Annotated in this window: 20 protein-coding genes; 10 read left to right on the top strand and 10 right to left on the bottom strand. The window is 72.5% G+C overall.

Going from position 1 to position 17615, the window contains the following annotated elements; all coding sequences use genetic code 11:
* The first annotated feature begins 53 nt into the window (after positions 1 to 53).
* Positions 54 to 518 (top strand): GatB/YqeY domain-containing protein, encoded by a 465-nt coding sequence (locus LB823_RS15510; RefSeq protein WP_224648249.1) that lies wholly within the window; start codon positions 54 to 56, stop codon positions 516 to 518.
* A gap of 11 nt (positions 519 to 529) precedes the next feature.
* Positions 530 to 1021, top strand: a complete 492-nt coding sequence (locus LB823_RS15505; protein ID WP_224648247.1) for a hypothetical protein — start codon at positions 530 to 532, stop codon at positions 1019 to 1021.
* A 61-nt stretch (positions 1022 to 1082) separates the two neighbouring features.
* On the opposite strand, the gene LB823_RS15500 is transcribed toward LB823_RS15505, so the two are convergent.
* The 3 genes from LB823_RS15500 to LB823_RS15490 all read right to left on the bottom strand — a co-directional run bounded on the left by LB823_RS15500 (position 1083) and on the right by LB823_RS15490 (position 2243).
* A complete protein-coding gene (locus tag LB823_RS15500) occupies positions 1083 to 1439 on the bottom strand; it encodes a CrcB family protein (RefSeq protein WP_224648245.1) in 357 nt (118 codons plus the stop codon).
* Positions 1436 to 1732, bottom strand: a complete 297-nt coding sequence (locus LB823_RS15495) for a CrcB family protein (protein ID WP_374201336.1) — start codon at positions 1730 to 1732, stop codon at positions 1436 to 1438. The genes LB823_RS15500 and LB823_RS15495 overlap by 4 nt, the downstream gene beginning before the upstream one ends.
* 85 nt (positions 1733 to 1817) lie before the next feature.
* Positions 1818 to 2243, bottom strand: coding sequence for an organic hydroperoxide resistance protein (locus LB823_RS15490; protein ID WP_068525953.1), 426 nt, complete (start codon positions 2241 to 2243; stop codon positions 1818 to 1820).
* Between the two features lie 99 nt (positions 2244 to 2342).
* Here LB823_RS15490 and LB823_RS15485 point away from each other — a divergent pair, with 99 nt between their 5' ends.
* The gene (locus LB823_RS15485; RefSeq protein WP_224648243.1) at positions 2343 to 2831 is read left to right on the top strand and encodes a hypothetical protein; all 489 of its coding nucleotides are present in this window, start codon (positions 2343 to 2345) and stop codon (positions 2829 to 2831) included.
* Here LB823_RS15485 and LB823_RS15480 read toward each other — a convergent pair.
* The 7 genes from LB823_RS15480 to LB823_RS15450 all read right to left on the bottom strand — a co-directional run bounded on the left by LB823_RS15480 (position 2807) and on the right by LB823_RS15450 (position 10685).
* Positions 2807 to 3226: a Fur family transcriptional regulator gene (locus LB823_RS15480; protein WP_224648241.1), complete on the bottom strand. Its 420-nt coding sequence runs from the start codon at positions 3224 to 3226 to the stop codon at positions 2807 to 2809. The genes LB823_RS15485 and LB823_RS15480 overlap by 25 nt on opposite strands.
* 39 nt (positions 3227 to 3265) lie before the next feature.
* Positions 3266 to 4150, bottom strand: a complete 885-nt coding sequence (gene phaZ / locus LB823_RS15475; RefSeq protein WP_224648239.1) for a poly(3-hydroxyalkanoate) depolymerase — start codon at positions 4148 to 4150, stop codon at positions 3266 to 3268.
* On the bottom strand, positions 4147 to 4599 hold the full coding sequence (locus LB823_RS15470) for a MaoC family dehydratase (RefSeq protein WP_224648227.1): 453 nt from the start codon (positions 4597 to 4599) through the stop codon (positions 4147 to 4149). The genes phaZ and LB823_RS15470 overlap by 4 nt, the downstream gene beginning before the upstream one ends.
* A gap of 8 nt (positions 4600 to 4607) precedes the next feature.
* Complete coding sequence (locus tag LB823_RS15465) at positions 4608 to 6311, bottom strand: alpha/beta hydrolase (RefSeq protein ID WP_224648224.1); 1704 nt, start codon at positions 6309 to 6311, stop codon at positions 4608 to 4610.
* Positions 6312 to 6342: 31 nt separating this feature from the next.
* On the bottom strand, positions 6343 to 7845 hold the full coding sequence (locus LB823_RS15460; protein ID WP_224648222.1) for a long-chain fatty acid--CoA ligase: 1503 nt from the start codon (positions 7843 to 7845) through the stop codon (positions 6343 to 6345).
* Between the two features lie 167 nt (positions 7846 to 8012).
* Positions 8013 to 9434, bottom strand: a complete 1422-nt coding sequence (locus LB823_RS15455; RefSeq protein WP_224648220.1) for an amidase — start codon at positions 9432 to 9434, stop codon at positions 8013 to 8015.
* A 45-nt stretch (positions 9435 to 9479) separates the two neighbouring features.
* Positions 9480 to 10685 (bottom strand): CdaR family transcriptional regulator, encoded by a 1206-nt coding sequence (locus LB823_RS15450; protein WP_224648218.1) that lies wholly within the window; start codon positions 10683 to 10685, stop codon positions 9480 to 9482.
* A 64-nt stretch (positions 10686 to 10749) separates the two neighbouring features.
* On the opposite strand from LB823_RS15450, the gene LB823_RS15445 reads away from it, so the two are divergent.
* From LB823_RS15445 to LB823_RS15415, 7 genes are all read left to right on the top strand, one after another.
* Positions 10750 to 11595 carry a LysR family transcriptional regulator gene (locus LB823_RS15445; RefSeq protein WP_224648215.1) on the top strand — a complete coding sequence of 282 codons (846 nt, stop codon included), beginning with the start codon at positions 10750 to 10752 and terminating at the stop codon, positions 11593 to 11595.
* On the top strand, positions 11592 to 12494 hold the full coding sequence (locus LB823_RS15440) for a serine hydrolase (protein ID WP_224648282.1): 903 nt from the start codon (positions 11592 to 11594) through the stop codon (positions 12492 to 12494). The genes LB823_RS15445 and LB823_RS15440 overlap by 4 nt, the downstream gene beginning before the upstream one ends.
* Positions 12495 to 12566: 72 nt before the next feature.
* Positions 12567 to 14342 (top strand): penicillin-binding transpeptidase domain-containing protein, encoded by a 1776-nt coding sequence (locus LB823_RS15435; protein ID WP_224648212.1) that lies wholly within the window; start codon positions 12567 to 12569, stop codon positions 14340 to 14342.
* Between the two features lie 65 nt (positions 14343 to 14407).
* On the top strand, positions 14408 to 14698 hold the full coding sequence (locus LB823_RS15430) for a hypothetical protein (RefSeq protein ID WP_224648210.1): 291 nt from the start codon (positions 14408 to 14410) through the stop codon (positions 14696 to 14698).
* A 14-nt stretch (positions 14699 to 14712) separates the two neighbouring features.
* Entirely contained in the window at positions 14713 to 15303 is a 591-nt protein-coding gene (locus LB823_RS15425) for a phosphoribosylanthranilate isomerase (protein WP_224648207.1), read from the top strand.
* Positions 15304 to 15354: 51 nt separating this feature from the next.
* Positions 15355 to 15999 (top strand): hypothetical protein, encoded by a 645-nt coding sequence (locus LB823_RS15420; RefSeq protein ID WP_224648205.1) that lies wholly within the window; start codon positions 15355 to 15357, stop codon positions 15997 to 15999.
* Positions 16000 to 16088: 89 nt separating this feature from the next.
* The gene (locus LB823_RS15415) at positions 16089 to 17558 is read left to right on the top strand and encodes a PepSY domain-containing protein (protein WP_224648203.1); all 1470 of its coding nucleotides are present in this window, start codon (positions 16089 to 16091) and stop codon (positions 17556 to 17558) included.
* Positions 17559 to 17615: the final 57 nt, after the last annotated feature.

Here is a 17615-nt window from a genome sequence, read left to right as displayed (position 1 = left end):
TCCCCCAGGATACTCAGCTGCCGCACCCTCGCACACCGCGTAACTTGGACGTCATGTCAGAAGTGAAGGCCGCTATCCGCGACGACCTCAAGACCGCAATGAAGGCCAAGGACGTCCTGGTCACCGGCACGCTGCGCATGCTGCTCTCGGCGATCCAGAACGAGGAGACCTCCGGCACGGCGCACGCGCTGACCGACGAGGAGTTCCTCAAGGTGGTCGCGCGCGAGGTGAAGAAGCGCGGCGAGGCCGCCGAGATCTTCGACGCGAACGACCGCGCCGAGCTGGCCGCCAAGGAGCGCGCCGAGGCCGAGGTCATGTCCCGCTACCTGCCGAAGCAGCTCGGCGACGACGAGCTGAACGCCCTCGTCGACGCCGCGATCGCCGAGGTGACCGCGGAGCTCGGCGAGGCGCCGACGGTGCGCCAGATGGGCCAGGTCATGAAGGTCGCCAACGCGAAGGCCGCGGGCGCCGCCGACGGCAAGCGGCTCTCGTCCGCCGTCAAGGCCCGGCTGGCCTGACGGTGGCGAGCGTGCGCCGGCCCGGCGCGATGTGGCTGTGGGTCCTCGTCTCTCTCGCCGCGGGCGCGGGGGCCATCGCCCTGTACGTCACCGCGATCATCCAGTGCTCGGCGCTGCTCGGCACCACGGGCTACCCGGGGAACTTCCCCTCGTCGCCGCTGGGCGTGCGCACGATCACCATCCTGGTCATCGCGATCGCCGGGCTCGTGGTGGTCGCGGCCATGGCCTTCACCGGCCTCTTCGCGCTGTTCGGACAACGCTGGGCGACGGTGCTCTACGGCCTCGCAGTGTTCGTGGGCTTCCTCCTCGCCGCCGCGTCGGTGCTGCTCGGCAACGAACGCGACTACAGCGATCCGGTGAGCCGCTTCGGCGTCGACCACAACGGCGCACCCCTGGCGGGCCTGCCCATGTGGGGCGCCCTCATCGTGATGTTCCTGATGCTGATATCGCTGGCGCTCACCCGGCCGGTGTACCGGTACGCGGTCGAGCGCAACGGCGCGTGACGATCCTCGGTGCGTGTCGGGGGCGACACGCCGGACGCCCATCGCAGAGTCGCGCCGAAGGTCAGAGCGCGCCGAGGGCGTAGCCGCCCCACACCGCGACGACGCTCGCGCCGAGCGTCACCAGCCCGTACAGCGCACCGTCGCGGTAGTGCTTGTCCCGCAGGAGCGTCAGGGTCTCGACGGTGGCGGTACTGAAGGTCGTGTAGCCGCCGCACACGCCCGTGCCCAGCACCGCCAGCGCCGTCCCGCCGAGCCCTCCCCCAGCGACGGCCCCCGCGAGCAGTCCGAGCACGAACGAGCCCGAGACGTTGATCGCCGCGGTTGCCCAGAAGGAGAGGCGGGCGCGCAGCGCACCGTCGACGAGGTAGCGCAGGACGGCCCCGAGGCCTCCGCCGACGGCGATCAGGAGTGTCGTCATCGACGCATCACCGCCGCCCCGGCGAGGGCCGCGACGAGGCCGACGAGCACCGTCGCGCCGGCGTACAGGGCGCCGACGGCCGGGGGCGCATCGTGGATGTCCAGCGCGAACGCGCTGTAGGTGGTCAGGCCCCCGCAGAAGCCGGTGCCGAGCAGCAGCCGGATGCGACGGTGCCGCTCGTCGTCGGGCCGACGGGAGAGGGCCTCGACGATGCCGCCGAGGAGGAACGCGCCGAGCATGTTCACCGTGAAGGTGGACCAGGCGAAGGGGCTGTGCGGCAGCCAGTGCCCCACTTCGGCGCGAACGAACGTACCGGCCGCGCCGCCCAGGAAGACCAGTCCCAGGGCGGCGGGCCGCAGTAGTGTGCTCAGGCGCCGATCAGACCGCGGTGGTCAGGTCGACGTCGATGTTGCCGCGCGTCGCGTTCGAGTACGGGCACAGCTGGTGCGCCTTGGCGACGAGGGCCTCGGCGTCCGCCTGAGCGAGACCGGGCAGCGTGGCCTTGATGGCGGCGTTGATGCCGAAGCCGGACTCGGTCTTGCCGAAACCGACGGTGACGTCGACGGTGGTGTCGTCCGGGACGGCGACCTTCTCGTTGCGGCCCACGGCGCGGATCGCGCCCAGGAAGCACGCCGCGTAACCGGCGGAGAACAGCTCCTCCGGGTTGGTCCCCTCGCCGTTGCCGCCCATCTCCTTCGGGGGACGCGTGTCCAGGTCGATGCGGCCGGTGGCCGACTTCACGTGCCCGTCGCGACCGCCACCGGTGGCGGTCGAGGAGATGGTGTAGACGACGTCCAAGCTCATATCCGGCGCTCCTTCGCGTTGTGCCCGCCCGGTCCGGGCGGGGCTCCCTCCCGACACTAGTCCGATTCGCGACCGGCCTTCGGTCGATAGTCTCGTTCCATGCCGTACCGCCCCGCCGCGGCGCCCCGCGTGCGCGTTCGCGCCGCGATCGCCCTCGTGATCGCGACGCTCGCGCTCGTCGCGGGCTGCTCGAACGCGTCGCCGGAGCCGCTGCGTCTCAGCCTGCCCCCGGGGGCCGAGCAGGGCCTCCTCGACACCGCCACCATCGACGGCGCGCACGCCGCCCTAGCCGATCTGCACGCGCGCGTGCGGGAGGAGTACGGGAAGCCGAGCACCGCCGAGGGATACACGCTCGCGGCGGGCACGACGTGGGAGGTCGCCGCAGACACCGTCGCAGCCGGCCTGGCCGGCTGGGCGCGCGATCCGCGCTTCGACACCGCTCCCGGCTACCGCTCCCGGCTGTGGCACTCGGACGGCCGGGCGGTGACGGTCGGCCTCGTCGAACGGCCGGGCGCGCGGCCGGCGCTGCTCCTGCTCTCGACGGAGGAGCTCGATCCGATCGTTCAGGGGGCGCAATCGGGGCAGTAGCCCCAGAAGGTGACCTCGGCCTCGTCGATGACGAAGCCGTGGTCGTCGTCGGCCGTGAGGCAGGGCGCCGCACCGACGGCGCAGTCGATGTCGACGATCTTCGCGCACGACCGGCACACCAGGTGATGGTGGTTGTCGGCGACGCGGGCCTCGTACCGGACGGCGGAACCCGCGGGCTCGATGCGGCGGAGCAGGCCCTTCTCGGCGCACACCCGCAGCACGTCGTAGACGGTCTGCGTGGCGACGGTGCCGAGCCTGCCGCGCAGGTACTCGGCCACGTCGTCGGCCGTGGCGTGCGGGTGCCCGTCGAGGAAGCCGAGCGCGGCGACGCGGGGCGCGGTGATCCGCAGCCCCACGCCCCGCAGTCGGTCCTCGGCGGTGTCCACCTCAGTCATGCGAACTAGAGTACGCCCGATTTTGGAATGATTCCAGGGTCAGTCGCCGGGTGTGAGCAGACCGGCCACCCGGCCGCGCCACTGCCGTTTCCCCAGATGGGGCGTTCCCAGGAAGTCCTCGATCACCGGAGCCAGCTGGTCCGCCCGCGCGACGAGGTCGACGTGGCCGCCGTCGTGCGCGTGCAGCGTGGCACGCGGCATCAGCTTCTTGAAGATCTTCCCGTTGATCATGGGGATGATCGGGTCGTCCTCGCCGAAAACGAGCAGAGTCTTCTGCCGGATCGCCGGCAGCGCGAAGATCGACGTCCACACCGCTCCCGCCAGCAACTGGTGCAGGTAGCCCATCTTCGAGCCCGCGTGCAGCTGCCGGATGAACAGGTCGGCCACTTCCTGGCCGTCCTCGCGCACGCTGCCCCCGTAGAGTTCGCCCGCGATCTGCGCCCCGTACTCCGGGTCCTTGAAGCGGCGGGGAGTGACCATCCTGGCCAGGACCAGCGGATTGCCCGGCACCATGATCGCGCCGGTGCCCGTGGACACCAGGATCAGGCGACGGCAGCGCATGGGGTTCTGGAACGCGAACTGCTGTGCCAGCGCGCCGCCCCACGACAGGCCCAGGACGTCGACGACGCCGATGTCCAGCTCGTCCAGCACCCGGCCGAGCACCCACGCGAGGTACGGGAAGCCGTACGGCAGGATCGACGTGGGCGATTCACCCGTGCCGGGAACGTCGAAGCGCAGCACGGGGCGCTGCGGGTCGAGCGCGTCGACGAACGGGTCCAGCACCTCGAGGCTCGCGCCGATCCCGTTGCACAGCACCAACGGAACGCCCACGCCGGGCCGGTAGCGCACCCGGATCCGCTGGCCGCCGGTGGCGATCAGCTCGTCGGGCAGCTCGACTTCTGTGGTGGTCGTGTCGTCGCTCATCGGTACAACACCACCGTCTCGGCGATGCACGCCGGCCGGTCGGCACCGTCGACCTCGTAGGTCAAGCGGATGACGGCCTCGATCCCGGCCGGCTTCTCCTGCGCCCCGGCCAGTTCCACGGCGGCACGGACCCGCGCGCCGACGGGGACCGGCGCGGGGAACCGCACCTTGTTGAGACCGTAGTTGACGCCGGCCTGGACCTTCTCGATCACCAGCGCCTCGGCGATGAACAGCGGCGCCAGCGAGAGCGTGAGGTAGCCGTGGGCGATGGTGCGCCCGTACGGCCCGGCGGCGGCCTTCTCCGGGTCGACGTGGATCCACTGGTGATCACCCGTGGCGTCGGCGAAGAGGTTGACCCGGTCCTGATCGATGGTCATCCACTCGGTGGTGCCGAGCGGCTGCCCGACGAGGCCGAGCAGATCCTGGGGGGTGGAGATCGTGGTGGTCATGGATGTCCTCACTTCTCGTGCACGAAGGTGCCGGGCGCGGGCGCCAGCGGCTCGTAGCCGGGGGCACCCAGCTGGCTGGGCGCGTCGATCTCGGCGCCGCTGCGCTCGTTCAGCCAGGCCAGGTGGTGCGGCCACCACGAGCCGGCCTGCTTCTCGGCGGCCTCGAACCACTCCTCGGGGGTCTGCTCCTGCAGCACCGGGCCGGTGCGGAAGGACGACTTCGGGTTGCCGGGCGGGTTGACCAGCGCGGCGATGTGGCCGGCGGTCGACAGCACGTAGGTGTTGTCCTTGCTGCCCAGTAGCGCCGCGCTGCGCTCGGTGGCCTGCCAGGGGCAGATGTGGTCCGAGATGCCGCCCAGCACGTAGGCGTCGCACTCGACCTTCGACAGGTCGACGGGGGTGCCCATCATCATCTGCTCGCCGGGCGTCACCAGGGTGTTGTGCAGGCCCATGGTGACCATGTCCTTGTGCAGGTTCGCCGCCATCCGGGTGGTGTCGGCGTTCCAGAACAGCACGTCGAAGGGCGCGGGAGAGCGGCCCTGGATGTAGTTGTTCACCCAGTACCGCCACACGAGGTCCGTCGGGCGGAGCCAGGCGAACATCTCGGCCATGGCGGCACCGTCGAGGTAGCCCTTGCCCGCGGAGGTGCGGATGGCCGCCTCGGCGCCGCGCTCGCTGGCCAGGGCCGAGCCGAGGCCGGCGTGGCTCTGGTCGAGAACGGTCACGCCGAGGGTGAGCCCGGCGATCCGGTCGCCGTGGCCCGTCGCGAACAGGTGGGAGATCATCATCGAGGTGAGGATGCCGCCGGAGCACGTCGCGAAGATGTTCGCCTTGTCGGCGCCGGTGATCACCTCGAGCGCGTCCAGCGCCTTGACGATGGACTGGCCGTAGTCGTCGAAGCCCCAATCACGGTGCCGCGCCGACGGATTGCGCCAGGAGACCGCGAAGACCTGCTGGCCGCCCTTGACGTAGTACTCGATGAGGCTGCGGCCGGGCGCGATGTCCATGATGTAGAACTTGTTGATCACCGGCGGCACCAGCAGGATCGGCACCTCGCGCACCTGCTTGGTCTGCGGGGCGTAGTGGATCAGCTCGAACATCCGGGTGCGCAGGACGACGGTGCCCTTCGTGGTCGCCAGCGTCTCGCCCACCGTGTAGGCGTCGGGGTCGATCATCGACGGGATGCGCGGCGTGCTCGCCATGTCGCGGGCGAAGTTCTTCGCGCCACGCAGCGCGGAGAGGCCGCCGGTGTCGATGAGCGCCTTCCACCCCAGCGGGTTGAGCAGGGGGCTGTTGGTCGGAGAGAGGCCCTCGATCGCGTTGTCGAGGACGAACCGCATCTTCTCGGCGTCCTTCCAGTCGAGCTCGGCGTCCTCGTAGAGCTGGTCGGCGGTGTCCGACGCGGCGAGGTAGGCCTGCTCGACGCGACGCAGCAGCGGATTCTCCTTCCACGCCGGGTCGGAGAAGCGGAAGTCGCCCTTCTTCGGAGCGCGCTGGCTCTTGCCCGCGGCGATGAGGCCGAGCTCCTTGACGAGCCCCGCGCCGCGCTCGGCGACGGTGACCGGCTTGCCGGCCAGGGACTGCGCCATCCGGGCCCAGGTGGCGTTGGGCAGCATGCGGGAGGCGAAGGACTTCGTCGAGTTGACGAGCAGCATGTCGAGCGGAGCGCCGAACTCGTCCTCGGGTGTGCGATCGGTATCAGGTGTGGTCATGGCAGTGCCTCGACTCTCTGGAGGTTCGGTTTCAGGCGGAGTACTCGGACGGGATGCTGATGTCGCGCTTCTGGACCTTGCCGGTGGCGCCCTTGGGCAGCTCCGCCAGCACCCAGACGTGGCGCGGGTACTTGTAGGAGGCGACGCGCTCCTTGACGAAGTCGCGGACCGCCTCGGCGGTGAGGGTGCTGCCGGCCTTGAGCGCGACGGCGGCGCCCACCTCCTCTCCGAGCGAGGAGTGCGGGATGCCGACGACCGCGGCCTCCGCGATCTCGGGGTGGCTGTAGAGCACCTCTTCGAGCTCGCGCGGGTAGACGTTGAGCCCGCCGCGGATGATCATCTCCTTCTTGCGGTCGACGATCGAGAAATAGCCCTCCTCGTCGACGATGCCGATATCGCCGGTGGAGAACCAGCCGTCGGCGTCGATCGAGGCGGCGGTGGCCTCGGGGAGGTTCCAGTAGCCCTTCATGATGTTGTGGCCGCGCACCTGGACCTCGCCGCGCTCGCCCTGCGGCACCTCCTTGCCGGCGTCGTCGACGACGCGCATGAAGACGCCCTCGATCGGGGTGCCGATGGTGCCGGGCTTGCGAGGCTTGTCGGGGTGGTTGAAGCACGCGACGGGCGAGGTCTCGGACAGGCCGTAGCCCTCCATGATGATCGCGTTGAAGGCCTTCTCGAAGTCCGCGATCACCTGCAGCGGCAGCGCGGCGCCGCCCGAGCCGCAGGCCCGGAGCGAGGAGACGTCGTCGCCCGGCTGCAACGCGGCGACCATCGCGGCGTACATCGTGGGCACGCCGAGGAAGACGGTCACGCGATCGCGCCCGATGACCTCGATCGCCTTGCGCGGGTCGAAACGCGGGATCAGGGTGAGCGTCGAGGCGAAGCGGACCGCGGCGTTGAGGCCGCAGGTGAGGCCGAAGACGTGGAACAGGGGCAGGCAGCCCATCACCACGTCGTCGGTGTTCAGGTGCAGCAGCGTGCGGCCGGCGATCTCGCAGTTCATGCCGAGCCCCTGGTGCGTCAGCTCGGCGCCCTTGGGCTTGCCGGTGGTACCGGAGGTGTGCAGGATGACCGCGGTGTCCGACGGTTCGCGGGGCTCGACGGCCGCCGTCGGCTCGTACTTCGCGAGGAGGGTGGCGAGCGCGGCGTCGTCGCCGAAGTGGCACGCCGCACCGGCGGCCTTCGCGCCGGCCTCGGCATCGTCGGCGAAGACCGGGGTGGCGAACAGCGCCTTGGCGGCCGTGTTCGCCAGGTAGTACTCGACCTCGGCGGCCTTGAGCAGCGGGTTCATCGGCACCGCGATCGCGCCGCGCCGCATGATGCCGTAGAAGACGATCGCGAAGGCCGGGGTGTTCGGGAGCATGATGCCCACCCGGTCACCGGGCGCGATGCCCTGCTCGGCGAGGTAGGTGGCGAAACGCGCGGCGGCGTCGTCGAACTCCGCGTAGGTGAACTGGAGATCATCGCACTTCAGGGCGACGGTGTCGGCGTGTGAAGCGGCGGCGTCGGTGAGGTTCTCGGCGAGGTTCGTCATCGGAGGTCCTTCGTGGGCGGGTGTCGGATTCGTCCTTTACAGAGTGACCCGGAACACCCTGTCGCGTCGATGGTGACGCAAACACCGTTCCGCCCGCTGGGGTGTCACGAAACACAATCACCACAGCTTGGAACTGCAGTCCAACCGCACCCCGACTTTGCGATTCGCTATCCCTGAGCGGGCCCGCCGACGGCGAGCGGCGGTCGGCGCAGGTGGAAGTCGGTGACGCCCTGGTAGGCGTGTCCTGCCTGCAGGACCAGCTGCTCGGCGAACTCCCCGCCCACGAACTGGAAGCCGAGGGGCGTGCCCCGGTCGGTGAAGCCGCCGGGCAAGGTCAACGACGGCAAACCGGCGATGTCCAGGGGTGCAGTCGGCACGAGCAATCCCGCAAGGAGCTCCTCATCGCTGCCCAGGTTCGCCATCTGCGACAGGGTCGGCGAGGCGATGCCCGTACCGGGCAGCAGCAACAGGTCGACGGTGGCGAACAGCCTGCGGCACCGGCCGATGAAGTCGCGCCGCCACTCCAGCATCCCCTGGTACTCGACGCCGCCGATGCCCTGGCCCAGGGTGATCAGGTCGCGCAGGTCGGGGCCGTACTCGGCATCCCTGCCGGGGAAGGTCGCACGGTGCTCGTACGCGGTCTCCACGGCGCACAGCGGGGCCCAGTGCTGCGCCGCATCGGGGAAGTCGGGGGTCTCGACCTCGACCACCAGGAAGCCGAGATCGCGCACCGTCTCGATGACGCCGTCGAGCATGGCGCGGGTGTGCGCGTCGAAGGTCTCGTTGAGCCGGGGGTCGACCCCGAACCGCGGGGCGCGGCGCAGCGCGATGTCGCGCAGGTAGTCGGGGACGGGGAGCAGCGAGGCCGTCGGGTCGTGGACGTCCTGGCCGGCGATGACGCCGAGGATCGCGGCGCAGTCCCGTGCGCTGCGCGCCATCGGCCCGATGTGGTCCATGCTCGCGGCCAGCGCCGTGCTGCCGTAGCGGCTCACCCGCCCCCAGGTGGGCTTGAGTCCGGTGGTGCCGTTCGCGCTCGACGGCAGGCGGATCGATCCGCCGGTGTCGGTCCCCAGCGCGCCGAAGCACAGCCCGGCGACGGGCGCCACGCCCGAGCCGCTGGACGAGGCGCCGGACCAGGTGTCCGCGTCCCACGGATTCACCGGCGTCGGCAGGTCGGGGTGGTGACTCGTGTAGGCGCCCTCGGTCATCGTGAGCTTGCCCAGGATCACGGCGCCCGCCGCGCGCAACCGCGCGACGACGGTGGCGTCGTGGTCGGAGCGATGGCCCGCGTGCACCGTGCTGCCCGACGCTGTCGGGGCGTCGGTGGTGTAGAACAGGTCCTTCACCGCGACCGGGACGCCGTGCAGCGGCCCGCGCCACCGGCCGCGCGCGAGTTCGGCGTCCGCCCGCGCGGCAGCCTCGAGCGCCGCCTCCCGACCCACGTGCGCGTAGCTGTGCAGGGCCGGATCGAGGGCCTGGATCCGGGCCAGGAGCGCCTCGGTCACCGCGGTGGAGGTGATGCGTCCCGCGCGGAGCAGCTCCGCCACGTCGGTCAGGTCGAGGTGGGCGAGATCGTCCGTGTCGGGCATGGGGCTCCTCCGAGTCGCTGTGGCGCACGTCACCGTGCCGCGGCCTCAGGCTGTCACATCGCGCGCGGAACCCACCTGGAAACGGACACGGGCGTCGACCTCGAACGCGAGGCACAGTTCCGCGACCTCGCGGGGCGAACCCACCGAGCGGCCCGTCAGCTGTTCCACCCGCCGCAGACGATGCCGGACGGTGTTGGGGTGCACGAACAGTGCGCCCGCGGCGTCCTTGACGTTCCCGTCGTGCGCGACCCACGCGCGGAACGTGGCGAACAGCGGTTCGCGGTCGTCGTCGGGCAGGTCGTACAGGCCGCGGAGCACGCCCCGCGCCAGTTCGACGGTGGTCTCGGGCGCCGCGATCGCGGCCGTGCCGAGCACGGAACCGTCGAACACCGAGACCCCACTGCCCGGCCCGACGAGCTCGCGACGTGCGAACGTCAGCCCCTGCGGGGTGTCGCGCAGGTCGCCGAAGGGCGCGCTCACGCCGACGCGGGCGACGGCCACCCGGCGCAGCAGGTCGATCACCGCGGTGCGCACCGCCGGCGTCGGGGCGTGGATGATCCCGATCTGCTGGTCCGGCAGCAGCCGCCACGCGGAGTAGGCGTCGATCGCGCGCAGCCGATCGGCGATGCCCGGCAGCGGCGCCCGGCCCACCTCGACGGTGGCCGCGGCGACCGCGAGGTACGGGCCCGTCGTCGGGATGCGGAGGATCGTGGCGATCTCCCACAGGCTCTGATCGCTCGGGATGCGCCCCTGCAGAAGGTATTCCGCGAGCGCGGCGCGCTCGGCGGCGTCGTCGAGCGCCTGCTCCGTGGTCCGGTCGCGGTGCGCGCCGGCCATGGCGTCGACGAACTGGTCCTGCGCCTCCCACATGTGCTGCGTCGCGGAGAGCAGCGCCTGCCGGCTCAGCGCGGGCCGCGCCTCCGCGATCGCGTGCACCTCCTGCCAGACGCGGTGCACTCCGATCCGGTAGGCGTGCATGACGGCGGCCAGCGGCACCCCGATCTCGGCGCGGGTCCGACCGGTCGCCGCGGCCGGGGCGGTGTCGAAGGAGGTGTCGGTGAGCGCCCGCACCATGTAGGTCAGGTTGTCCCGCACCGCCTCGGTCACCATCTCCTCCGAGACGGCGCCCGCGTCGGCGTAGAAGGGGATCTGGCGGCGGATCGACGCGACGACGGAGATCGTGATCTCGCCCATCCGCGCCGTCAGGGCGTCCCGGATCTGCGCGATCTCGGCGTCCACGGCATCACTCACGCCTGTCGATTGTGCTGCTTCCCGGCGCCCCGCGGGCGCGATTGGGCTGGCTAGACTCCGGCGCATGGACCTCATCCGGCACCTGCGCTTCTTCGTCGCGGTCGCCGAGGAGCAGCACTTCGGCCGCGCCGCCGATCGGCTCGGGATCACGCAGCCGCCGGTCTCGGCGGGCCTGCGCCGGCTCGAGGAGACCCTGGGGGTCACTCTCATCGACCGGAGTCGACGGGGCGCCGACCTCACGCCCGCCGGCCGCGAGTTGCTGCCGCGGGCCCGGGTGATGGTCCGCGACGCCGACCGGTTCGTGGCGGAGGCGGCGCGGCTCGGCGCCGGGACCGGGGAGCGCCGGGTCGCCCTCTGCGATGCGCTCGGCTCGGCGGTGGCCGCGGCCTGCGCCGCCGCGCTCTCCCCCGCGATCGACGGTGCGCCGCTCACCCTCTCGACCGGCGCGTCCCCGCAGCTCGCGCGGGCCGTCGCCGAGGACCTGCTGGACGTCGCCGTGGTCGAGCACCCCGTGCTCGGGGACGGCGCACCGTCGGGGCCCGTGATCGCGCTGCCGCGGGACTTCCTGGTGCCCGAGGGATTCCGGTCACCGCGCCTGCGCGACCTGTCGGCGCTCGCGGTGGCCCTGCCGCCGCGGGCGGCGAACCCGCCCGCGGCCGACCTGCTGCTGGACCGCCTCACGGCGCGGGGCATCACGTCGACCGTGCTCATCACCGAGACCGAGGCCGCCGCGCACGCCGCCGTGGCCGCGGGCCTGGCCTTCACGCCCGTCGCCGCCGGCGAGGACGTCCCGGCCGGGACCGCACGGCGCCCGGCGACGGACTTCCCGTTGCGGGTCAAGGTCCTCGGCCGCCGCGACCACCCGGACGCGGCGCGACTGGAGTCGGTGCTGTGGCGGCTGGCGCGATGACGGCGGCCGAGCGGATCGACGCCGTCTTCGCCGACGCCGGGTGCAACGGGTGGTTGCACGCGCGCGTCGTGGGCCGCCCGCCCGGCCCGGCGTCCGTGCTGTCGGTGGGCGGCGAGCTGCCGGTCGTCCCGGCGTCGGTCTACAAGGTGGTGCTGCTGGTCGCGGCGGCGCGCGCCGTCGACGCCGGCCGGCTCGACCCTCGCGCGCGGGTCGTCGTCGACCCCGCGGCCGCGACGCCCGGGCCGACGGGGATCGCGACGCTCTCGGATCCCGTCGAGCTGAGCGTCCGCGACCTGTTGCGCTCGATGGTCGCCGTCTCCGACAACGCGGCGGCGGGCGTGGTGATGGGCCTGGTGGGGCTGGACGCGGTGCAGCGGACCGCCCGCGACCTGGGGCTGCACAGCACGCGGATCGTGGGTGGCGACGCCGAGATCCAGGCCGCGATGATGGCGGAGACCGATACGCGCACCGTCGCCGAGGCCTTCGCGGCGCTCGCGGACGACGACCTCGCGCGACCCGTGCGCGCCTACGACCCGACCTTCGGCAGCGCGACCACGGCCGCGGACATGACCGCGCTGCTCGCCGCCATCTGGTCGGACACCGCGGCGTCCGCGGAGCAGTGCGCCTTCGCCCGTTCGGCGCTCGCCGGGCAGGTCTTCCGGCACCGCGTCGCCTCGGGCTTCGGCTCCGCACCGTCGATCGCGGGCAAGACGGGGACCCTCGGCGCGCTCCGCAACGAGGTGGCGGTGGTCGCGTACCCGGGCGAGCACCCCGTCGCAGTGGCGGTGTTCACGCACGCGGCGCGCAACGATCCGAGCCTGCCGCGCGTCGACGCGGCCATCGGGACGGTCGCGGCGATCGCCGTCGACGCGCTTCGCGTACCACTCGACCTGCACTGATAGCGGATCGCTATCGCCGGCGCCGGATTCGCTCTTTGGCGGGTATCGCCCCGCGCGGGTTGACTGGGGCGCATGCGCTCCACCCTGCACCGGCCCGCCCGCCCCGCCCGCGGCGGCGCGGCGATCCTCACGATCGCCGCCCTCGCGGCGTCCCTCGTCGCCTGCTCCGAGGACGACGTGGTGACCAAGTTCGCGACCGCACTCTCGGGGCGGGACGCCGCTCAGGCCGCCGGCCTCACCTCCGACCCCGAGTCCGCCACGACCGCGCTGCAGGCCACGTTCGACGGCATGGGGGATGCGAAACCCACGGTCACGGCGGGCAAGGACGGGGAGGACCGGACGCTCACGTGGTCGTGGGCGCTCCCCCGCAAGCACGGCGTGCGGTTCACCACCAAGGTCGCGGCCGGGGGCGGCAAGGTCACCTGGCGGCCCACCGTCGTGCATCCCGACGCGACGTCCGAGGGCGCACGCCTGCTGTACGCCGACGAGAAGCCTTACAGCACACCGGTCGTGGACCGCAAGAACGTGCCGTTCCTGACCTGGCAGACGGTCACCGTCGTGAACCTGGACCCGGCGAAGGCGGCCTCCGCGGCGGACGCCCTCGCGACCCGGCTCGCCGCTGCCGACCCGACGGTGACCGCCGCCGGCCTGCGGAAGACGGTGGAGGGCAAGGACTCCCCCACCGCGGTCATCTCGCTGCGCGCCGCCGACGCGAAGAAGGTCGGGAAGCTCAGCGGGATCGACGGGGTGACGGTGCGCGAGGAGGGGCGCCTGCTCACCGCGGCGCCGGTGCTGCGTTCGCCCGTCGTCGCGGGCCTGGAGGAGAAGTGGCGCAGCGCCGTCGACGCCGCAGCGGGCTCCTCGGTCACCGTCGTGGACGGCGACGGCAAGCCCCTGCGCCTCGTCGACTCGTTCCCCGCCGCGCAGGTGCAGCCAGTCCGGACCACGCTGGACGCCGGGCTGCAACGCGCGGCGAACGCCGCCGTCGCCGGGGAGAAGCGCGCGACGATGCTCGTCGCGATCCGCCCGTCCACCGGCGGCATCCTGGCGGTCGCGCAGAACGCCGCGGCCGACAAACAGGGCCCCGTCGCCCTGACCGGCCTGTACGCGCCCGGCTCGACTTTCAAGACCATCACCACCGCCGCCGCGCTGGACGCGCGGATCACCACGCCCGACGCGCAGCTCGCCTGCCCGGGCCGAGCCACCTTCGGCGACCGCACGATTCCCAACGAGAACGAGTTCGCGCTCGGCACCGTGCCCCTGCACACGGCCTTCGCGAAGTCCTGCAACACGACGATGGCCGGCCTGGGCACCAGGCTCGGGGACACCGCCCTCACCGACACCGCCAAGCGGTTCGGGCTGGGCGTGGACTTCACGATCCCCGGGATCACGACGGTGACCGGATCGGTCCCCGCCGCCCGCACCCCCGCCGAGCGCGTGGAGGAGTCGATCGGGCAGGGCCGGGTCACCGCGTCGCCCTTCGGCCTGGCGGTCGTCGAGGCCTCGCTCGCGGCGCGCAGCATGGTCCGGCCCTCGCTGTTCGACGGTGAGCCGGCGCCGGCGAACACGCAGCCCCAGCCGATCGACCCCGGCGTCGCGGAGGCGCTGCGCACCGCGATGCGGGAGACCGTCACGTCCGGCACCGCGACGGCGCTGCGCGACATTGAGGGGCTCGGAGGCAAGACCGGCACCGCCGAGTTCGGCGACAACACTCACGCGCACGGCTGGTTCGCCGGCATCGTCGGCGACCTCGCCTTCGCGACCCTCGTGGTCTCCGGCGAGAGCTCCGCGCCCGCCGTCGCCGTGAGCGGCGCCTTCCTCCGCGGGGCGGGCGGTGACCTTCCCTGAATCGGCTGTGCGATCGCAGCGCGAATTGTTATTCTGAAACTCGCATTCACGAAGAAGGGGTTCTCATGGCACACCGACGCATGCACGGCCGCCGGGCGCTGGCCACCGGTCTCGCCGCGTTCGGCCTGGTCTCGGCGACCTTCGTCTCCCCGATCGCCGTCGGCGCCGCGAACGCGCTCGAACCGTGTCCGCAGGGGCAGGCACCCTTCTGGAACGGCAAGAACTGCGCCATGCAGCTGTGCACGCCGCCGTACAACCCGACGTTCCCGCCGTGCACGATGCCCGTGCCCACCGCTCCCCCGGCGGCCGTGCCGACCGCGCCCGCTGCTCCCGGCGCCATCCCCGGTATGCCGTGACCTAGTATCGGCCCGTGTTCGTCAAGGTGTGTGGGCTGCGGACGCCGGAGACCGTGGACGCCGCGGTCGAGGCGGGCGCCGACGCGGTGGGTTTCGTCTTCGCCCCCGGCAGTGTCCGGTTGATCGGGCCCGCGGACGCCGCGGCGCTGATCGCGCGGGTCCCGGACGGCGTCGAGACCGTCGGAGTCTTCCGCGGCCAGCCGATCGACGAGGTGCTGCGCCTCGCCCGCGAGGCCGGCGTCGCCACGATCCAGCTGCACGGCGACGAGCCCGGCGACCACTTCGCCCGGGCCGCCGACGCGGGTTTCCGCACCATCCGCGCGATCTCCGCCGCCCGGTTCACCGCCTCGGGCCACGCCGGCGACGAGCGCCTCCTCATCGATGCGACGGTGCCCGGGTCCGGCGCGACCTTCGCCCCCGCGGACCTGCCGGTCCCGCCCACCGTCGACTGGCTGCTCGCCGGCGGCCTCCGGCCGGACAACGTGGCCGCGCTGATCGCCGCCTTCGGGCCGTCGGGCGTCGACGTCTCCAGCGGTGTCGAGTCGGCGCCCGGGGTGAAGGATCCCGCGCTGATCCGCGCATTCGTCGCCGCCGCCCGGTCCTGACCTGCGGTTCCCGCTCCGAACCCGTCCCCTACGGGGAGTAGTATTCCGGCTGTGTTCCGCCCCGCCCGCCCCGAAGCCACACTCCGTGGCGTCGCCGTGGGCGCGGTCTCCTTCGCGGCGAGCCTGACCGCGCACGCGTTCGCCATGCGCGGCGGTTCTGCGATGCAGGGCCACGCGATGCCGGGGCACGCCATGTCGGCCATGTCCGGGCATGCCATGTCGACGATGCCCGGCCACGCCATGGGCGGGCACGCGATGCACTCGATGCCGGCGATGGAGATGACCGCCGCTCCCGCCGCGGCACCGTCGATCCCGACGACCGCGGTGCTGCTGCTCGCGGCCGTGTGCGCGCTGCTCGGCGTGCTCGCCGCACGGCCGCGCACGGCCGGGACGCGGGCGGCCGCCGCGCTGCTGCTGCTCGGCCAGGGCGCGGGCCACCTCGCGCTCGGGCTGACGATGGGCCATCTCGCGCTGAGCCCGACCATGGCCGCCGCGCACATCGTGGCGGCGGTCGTCGCGGGCACCGTGATCGCCGGTGCCGAGCACGCGCTGCGCGTCGCGCTCGCGACGCTCGCGCCCCTGACCCCGACGTGGCGGACCCGGACCGGCACCGTCGTCGCCCGGGTCTGGACCTTCCGCGCCGTCCCGCTCCCCGTGCTCGCGCGGCACGGGGCGTTGCGCGCGCCGCCCGCCTGACACCCCACACCCCGTCATCACCCGCCCGGATCGGCCCTGCGCCGCCCGGGCTCCCCGCGCATACGCGCACTACCCCGTGAGGTGTCCTCATGTCAGTGACCGATTCGGCGGCCGAGAACGCGCCGCCGACCGAACCCACTCCACCCGCCGCCCCGCCCGCCCGGGCGCGGCCCGGGTGGCGCGCCGCGATCCTGCGGCTGCACTTCTACGCGGGCCTGCTCGTCGGCCCGTTCCTGCTCATCGCGGCGATCAGCGGCGGCCTGTACGCCGCCGCGCCCACCGTCGAGAAGTTCGTCTACGCCGACCAGCTCGAGGCGCGGACGGACGGCCCCGCCCGGCCGCTGGCCGAGCAGGTCGCCGCGGCGCAGGCCTCCCGTCCCGGCCTGCCGGTCGCGGCGGTGCGGACCGGCGACGGCCCCGGGCTCACCACCCGCGTGCTGTTCGACGATCCGGCGCTCACGGCCGACGGCCGCCAGCTCGCCGTCTACGTCGACCCCGCGTCGGCGCAGGTCCAGGGCGCGCTGCCCGTCTACGGCTCCGTCGAGGCGCTGCCGATCCGATTCTGGATCGACCGGCTGCACGTCGACCTGCACCTCGGCGACGTGGGTCGCTTCTACAGCGAGCTCGCGGCGTCGTGGCTGTGGGTCGTCGCGCTCGGCGGCTTCTACCTGTGGTGGCGGCACCGTCGGGGGAACCCGCGGCGGATGCTGGCCTACGACCGAAAGGCCAAGGGCCGGGGCGGCCGGATGAGCCGGCACGCCTCCATCGGCACCTGGCTGCTCCTCGGGCTGCTGTTCTTCTCCGCGACGGGCTTGACCTGGTCGAAGTACGCGGGCGAGAACATCGGCCAGTTGCGGACGGAGCTGGGCTGGACCAAGCCCGCCCTGTCCACGTCGCTGACGCCGGGCGGAGCGGGGGGCGGGGGCGGCGCGCACGCCGATCACGAGATGCCCGCCGCCACCGCTCCGGTCGCGCCGGAGGTCGCGGAACAGACCAGGGCCCGCAACATCGCGGTCCTGGACCGGGCCGTCACGGAGGCCGCCGCCCGCGGGGTCGACGGTGCCGTCCAGGTCTCCATCCCGACCGATCCGACCGTCGCGATCACGGTGGCCCAGACCCGGCAGCCGTGGCGGATGGGTATCGACTCCGCCACCGTCGATCCGAACACGGGGCAGGTGATCACCGTGCTCGCCTTCGCGTCGTGGCCGCTGCTGGCGAAGGCGACGGAGCTGCTCATCAACACCCACATGGGCTGGCAGTTCGGTCTGCTCAACCAGATCGCATTGGTTGCGTTCGCAGCGCTTCTCGTCACCGTGATCGTGCGCGGCTACCTCATGTGGTGGCAGCGACGGCCGAAACGCGGCGGGCTCCCGAAGCCGCCGGCGCGGGGCGCGATCCGGAAGGTCGAACCGTCGCACGCGATTCCGGCGATTCTGGGCATCGCGTTCCTCGGGTGGTTCCTGCCAGTGTTCGGCGTTTCGCTGCTGGCGTTCGTGGTCCTCGATCTTGCGATAGGCGTGGCTAAGAGGGGTAGGGCTAACCTAAGAAACAGCCCCTGACCTGCAGAAAGGGTCGCCTTGCCTGCGTTGCGCGGTGGCTGGAACGGTTCTAGAGTT

The sequence above is a fragment of the Tsukamurella sp. M9C genome (genome assembly GCF_020169415.1).
GTDB lineage: Bacteria > Actinomycetota > Actinomycetes > Mycobacteriales > Mycobacteriaceae > Tsukamurella.
The sequence above is the reverse complement of the archived record's forward strand: the minus strand, read 5'-3'. Positions and strand labels throughout refer to the sequence as shown.